General features: G+C 51.2%; 1 protein-coding gene. It reads right to left on the minus strand.

Translation table 11 applies throughout. The features are described 5' to 3' along the window. Window positions 1–6,023: hypothetical protein (locus ACO0LF_RS30975; protein ID WP_423021197.1), on the minus strand; the 6,023-nt coding region annotated here is incomplete at both ends.

Below are 6,023 nucleotides of genomic sequence, written 5' to 3' on the forward strand. Positions count from 1 at the left end.
CAGCTTCAAGGGCAACGCCGGCGGCTGCCAGTTGCGTTGCGGCATAATTGGCTTGCGCTTCTAGTTTTGCCAGGTTGGTGCTGGTGGATGTTGTTTGCACCTGCTTCAGTGCCAGGCTGGCACTCATGGACTTCAAGTCTTTTTCAACTGCCGACAAGGCTAATGCCGCATCAGAGCCTTCACTGCCACCGAGTTTGACGAAGTTGATGCCGGTCGCTACCTTAAGAGTGAACACTTGTCGGGCGTAACTGCTAAATCGATCCGGGTCTGCCGGATTGACGAGCTGGTTAATCATACGCTCCAGCACTTCGCCTTTATTGGCACTGCCACCAGGCTGTCCAGCCATGTTCAGTTCTAGCACCCATGCATTACTATCAGTAATTTGCGCAGGGTCGCCTCCCAGCGTATTGCCATAGATTTGCTTGACCAGTTCAAGATTGCTGACCGTGCTAAATTTATCTGTCCAGACTGCATTGGCGATGGCACTAAAGGTGATATTGCTGTTGAGATTGCCTTGTTGCAGCCAATAAGCAAAACCTTTTGGGTCAGGCGCACGGTTGAACAGCAATACATATAAGCGCGCGAGGTTCAATTCTTTATTTTGAGCAGCATTAAGCTGTCCAAAGACGGTATTGATGGCCGTCAGCGTGTCGGTCGCTGTGACTTGCGCATTGATGGTGGCTGCAAGGGTAGGATTATTACCCTCAAAATAGTTACCATACAACAAGCCAACATTAACGCGGTTATTGAATAGTTGTTGCGCCTGACGTGCATCAAAGTCAGTGGAGGAATTATTCACAACTTTGTCGATGAATTGCAGTATCTTGTCCGCTTTTTGGGTGGAAGTACTGGCTGCATTGAGGTCTACTATCAAAGCCTTTTGTGCATCCTCTCCGCTTTTTCCAGTCCAGCTCAGTACGTCTCTAACCAGAATGGAAGCAATGTCAGTATTGCTCTTGCCTTTTAGCGCGGCACTTTGATCGAGGATGACACCTGCCTGCTCTGCAAGTGTGTAACTTTTTTTGACCAAGGCATCAATGTAGTAGTCTATCCCACCTTTTTCTGGGCTACGGTTTTGCAGCAATACATACAGTCGTGTCAACTGCATGCGATTTTGGGCTTCGGTGACGATACCAACGGTCGCAACAGCCAGCGCTGCCTTGGTGTCTGTGGCTGTGACCAGGCTCAGCATTTTGATAGCCTTGGCAATGTCATTGCCTCTCATGTCATAGCCATAGGTCAGTGCCACACTGACCCTGTTACTAAAATACTGTGCTGCTGAGGTGCGGCCTGGGTCGCTGCCCAGGTAACTAGAGGCAGCACGAATAATATCGGCCACCACACTGCCGTGTGCCAGCGGGCTGCCGTTATTCCATTGACTTAACCAATACGCTTTGCCGGGAGCATCTACTGTCTGGTTAAAGGATGCCACGTAAATACGGTCGATGAGCAAATCAAACGTGCTAAGCTTTTTCAGCTCAGGATTGTCGAGCAATTTTTGAGCGACCTGGTCCAGGCTTCCCTTGGTGAGGTCGCCAGTGGTCTCGTCAAGCTCACCTGCTGTTGGTGCACGGTCAAACAAGGAGACATACAGTTGCGCGGCTTTCATGCGCTCTGTACCATAGCCTACTGTCATCTTGCCGTCGCTGTGAGAAACCACGACACCGTTTTGTTTATAGTCTATCTGGTAATCATAGATCCCTTCTGCCAATGCGGTATTGGTACCCGGCAAAGAACTGTTGGTCACCTTGCCATCCATGGGATTAAATACGTAGTTAGCCCCGAAGTTAATCACCTTGCCTTTGGACCAGGTGTTGTCGCCGCTGAGGCGATAACGGAATTCTGGCACGGTATTGAGGTCAATCGGCGCAGTCATCTTAATGACCTGGTTACCAGAATTGGTTTGTATCCCTCCGTTGCTGGCATTGTTGATGAGCTTGTTGATGACAACCCATTGCCCTTGGCTATCCTTTTTGCTGACAATAATGTCGGTAATATTGTCTTGCGCCACCAAATCGGTGGATTCTTCATTGGGCCATTTGAAAGTGACAACATTACCTAATGTGGACGCGCCATAAATTTTGTCAAAGGATGAAATAGTCGCGGGTATAGTACCGTCGGCATTTTTTGTCGTGAATCTGACGCTGATCTTGACGTCACCATAGCCCCAGCTCGCCATGTCCAGCATCTTGATCTCGATGCTATTATCTCCATTCCATCTCTTGGCTGTTTTCTTGTCATTCTCGACAACTTTGTCGTCGCGCGTCTCAATATCGGTATCGAGTATGGGATTGCCCTTGATGGTAAAGCTAACCAGTGAACCTTGTGCAGCCACTTCCAGCTTGTCACTGCTGCCAACATTGGGCAGCTGTTTTTCAATCACGTGGCCCAGGTGGTCGTAGCGGGTCATGGATGAGGTGTAGCTGGTGCCCGTTTGAATATGGCTGGCCACGACTTCTGCACTTGCAAGTGTTCTCAGGTCTGTATCACCGCTGGTGATTTGTACGGTGTTGCGCCCTTCCTGGTCGACCAGCAAGACTTTGGTGAGACCACCACTGGTGGTACGCCACAAATGGCCTTCATTGTCGTATTCATTGAGCAGGGTGGTCTGGCCATTGACGGTTTGCCTTTGCAGTTCACCAAAGGCATTGTATTCATAGCGTGTTTCGGTGGTGTCACTGCTGCCATCAACGCCCAGTTCTACTGTGCGTACCAATTTTCCGCTGGCATTATATTCCATGCTGACCATGGCTTTGCTGCCGGAATTGCCAACGACATCACCTTTCACATCAGTGACCTTGCGTTGTTGCGCTACCAGATTGCCGTTGGCATCATAAGACTGGGCACTGCGCTTGCTTTCTGCATCAACACTGTCGGTGACTTTACCAAAGGCATTGTATTGCGCCATGGTGGTGCGGGTTATTGCCTGATCTGGAGCAACAAAGGTGCTGGTCTGCCAGACGATTTGCTGGCTGGCATTGGTCATAACCAGGTTGCTATCATCCCTGAGGCTTAAGACCATGCCACTACCCTGGGTGGCAGATTGCCATAACGGCAAGCCAGCATGATATAGCACAAGATTGCCATCTGTTTGCATGGCCAGGCCTGTGCTGCCTGATGGTGCACGGGTGTTCGTGCTCCAAACGACGTAAGGATTTGCGGCCGAACCTTGCTGGCGGTCATAGACGACCAGATTGCCATCTGGCTGCAGAACGAGCTGGAAGCGGCCATTGGCTGAGTACAGGGCTTGGCCTTCCATGAGGTTTTCTCCTGCGCCCATACTGCCCATGTAAGCCATCAATGGATTACCAGGCGTATTGCCTTGCTTCATCTCAGTTTGCTTGGTGACGACGGCATTGCCGTAAGCATCGCGCTGGTAAGTGGTATAGATGGCTTTGTTGTCTACGCCACTACCACTGGATGTGGTCGACATGACGCGTCCCAGCATGTCGTAACTGCTATAACTGCTGCGTAAGGTCAAGCCAATATTATTGACGGGCGAATTAGCACGTGTATTGTCCACTTCGCGCTCTTCAGTAGAAAGCAGATTACCCAGTGCATCATAGCCATAGCTGGTTTTAACGGCACCATGGGTATTGTTGTCTGCGCGGGCAATACTGCTTAACTTGGCAAACTCAACATTGAGTCTGGTTTCGCTGATCTTGCGATTGTTTTGATCGTACTCATAACGCACGCTACGATCACTGGTGCCCGCATTGTCGGCAATTTCAGCAGCTGGCAGCGCTGCCAGATTATTGGCCCAGTTGCTGGCCAAGTCAGCATAGGTTTTGGCAAACTCGGTATGCAGAACCAAGTTGCCTGCCGCATCAAACTGTTGACGGGTCAGATAATTTTCTGCATCCAGTATGGCTACTTGCTGACCGCGTTGATTGTAGGCATAACGGGTAACGGCTTGATCGACTCCTGTTTGCAGCAGACTACCGCTGGCGTCATAGACATTACGCCCAACGGCGACACTACTGAGTTCTCCAAAGGCATTGTAGGTATTGTTGGTTACCTTGGCCTGGTTTTCGAAATGGCTGCCATCTGAACCATAGAATATCGATTCGGTGACAGTCGCAGCCTGACCAAGGGTGTTGTAGCTGGTCTTGATCTGACGATCCTGTGCACTGACAACCGGAATGATTTGTGCCAGCGTAGGTGCCCCTGGGTTGCTGGTGTCACGTTTGTCATTGGCATAGCGGATCAGGGTTTCGACTTCGCCAAAGGTGTTGCGCTTGTATTCAGTGAGGTAGCCATTGGCGTCGATATCAAATCTGACACGCCCCAGTTGATCATAGACTTTGTAACTGCGTTTGCCCGCCACGTCGATATTGCTGACGGCATTGCCCAGGGCATCATAGCTGACATGGGTAGTCAGCAGTTTACCCAGGATGGTGACACCAGTACTGTTGTCCGTCACGTCGACAGGTGGATAGGTGACATCCGTCTGGCGACCTAATGCATCGTAACCATACCGGGTTTCACGGTGTTGTTCTGTATTGTCGGCTTCGACACGTGCAATCAAGTTGCCGGCGCTGTCGTAGACAAAGCGGGTGACCAGGGCGATCACTTGTTTGTTGATGGCGCTGGCAGCATTTTTTAGAGTAGTGGTGACGACTTCGACAGCCGGTGCTGTTTCGGTTGCCAGGCGGCCAACAGCGTCATAGGTGTAGGTCCAGGTCGCCCCTTTTTTATTGGTGAAGCTGGTTTTTTGGCCCAGCTCGTTGTAGGTATAACTTTCTGTGTGCCCCAGGGCATCAGTGGTGCTGAGCAAATGACCTGCATGGTCATAGCTGTAGGCGACGATGCGGTCTTGCAAGGAGGTACTGAGGTTGGCCTGTATGCTGCTCAGTGAACTATCACTGATGCTGATGGCCTTGTCATACTGTGTCGTCGATTTGAGATGGCTACCTTCATAGGTGTTTTTAGTGACATAGCCTTGTGCATCGACATTATAAACAAGACGGTTGGCGGCATCATAGGCGTGACGCTCTGTGCGGTCTTGCTGGGCATTGACTTGTACCTGGCTCAAATAGGTTTGTGGCGTCGCGCCAACGGCCAGGCTGCTGGTGCCGATGCGGTTGGCATAGGCGGTGGTGCTGGTGATATTGCCGTTGCTATCATAGGTATTGGCAATGACGCTGCCATCTGCGGCAATACTGACGGCCAGGCGGTTCAGGCCGTCATAAGCGAACCATTGTGTGCGGTCATTGGCAGTATTGATGCCGTCGCCACTGGTTTTTTTGATGACATTGTTATTGGCGTCATAGACGTAGCTGACCGTTCCACCGAGGGCGTCCACGGTGCTGGTAACGCGGCCATCTTTGTCGTAATAATTGGTGCTGAATCTGTCTTGTGCGGTTTCTGCCGGAACCAGTGCTTCGAGCGTGGTGCGTGCTGGCTGGGTGCCAAGGCCGGTGAGATTGACAGGTGTCGCGTAACGACGCACGGATTTTACGTGGCCGTTTTCATCATAGATGGTGCGTTGCATGCCACCGGCAGCGTCGAGTACCAGGACTTGTCGGTCTTCGCTGTCGTAGGCGAAACGGGTGGTATTGCCATCGGCATCGGTACTGCTGATGACGTTGTTGTTGGCATCGTACTGGTAGCTACGGGTCAGGGTATTACCTGTGTATTCTTCTATACGGCGGCCCAGTTTGTCAAAGACGTAGCGTTGTACCAGATCCTGTGTAGCGCCTTTTTGGGTGACGGTGAGGGTCTTGCCGCGTTTGTCGTAATCAAACTCGGTGATCAGTTTCAAGCCATCTGGATCGACAGTCTGCCTGGTCAACTGGCCTTTGAGGTCGTATTCCAGCTTGGTTTTGACTTTGTTCGGGTCGGTGATCTCGACTTGCTGGCCTTTGGCATCGTACACATAGGTCGTGACCAATGGGTCACTACCGGCGATGATCAGCGTTTTGCTGATCAGGCGGTTGACGTCATCATAGGCGTAAGTCGTCTTATTGCCATTCGCATCGGTGCTTTCTTTGAGCAGGTCGGCATTGTCGTAGAAGCTGCTG

The organism is Undibacterium sp. Di27W (genome assembly GCF_049340345.1).
Taxonomy (GTDB): Bacteria; Pseudomonadota; Gammaproteobacteria; order Burkholderiales; family Burkholderiaceae_D; genus Undibacterium.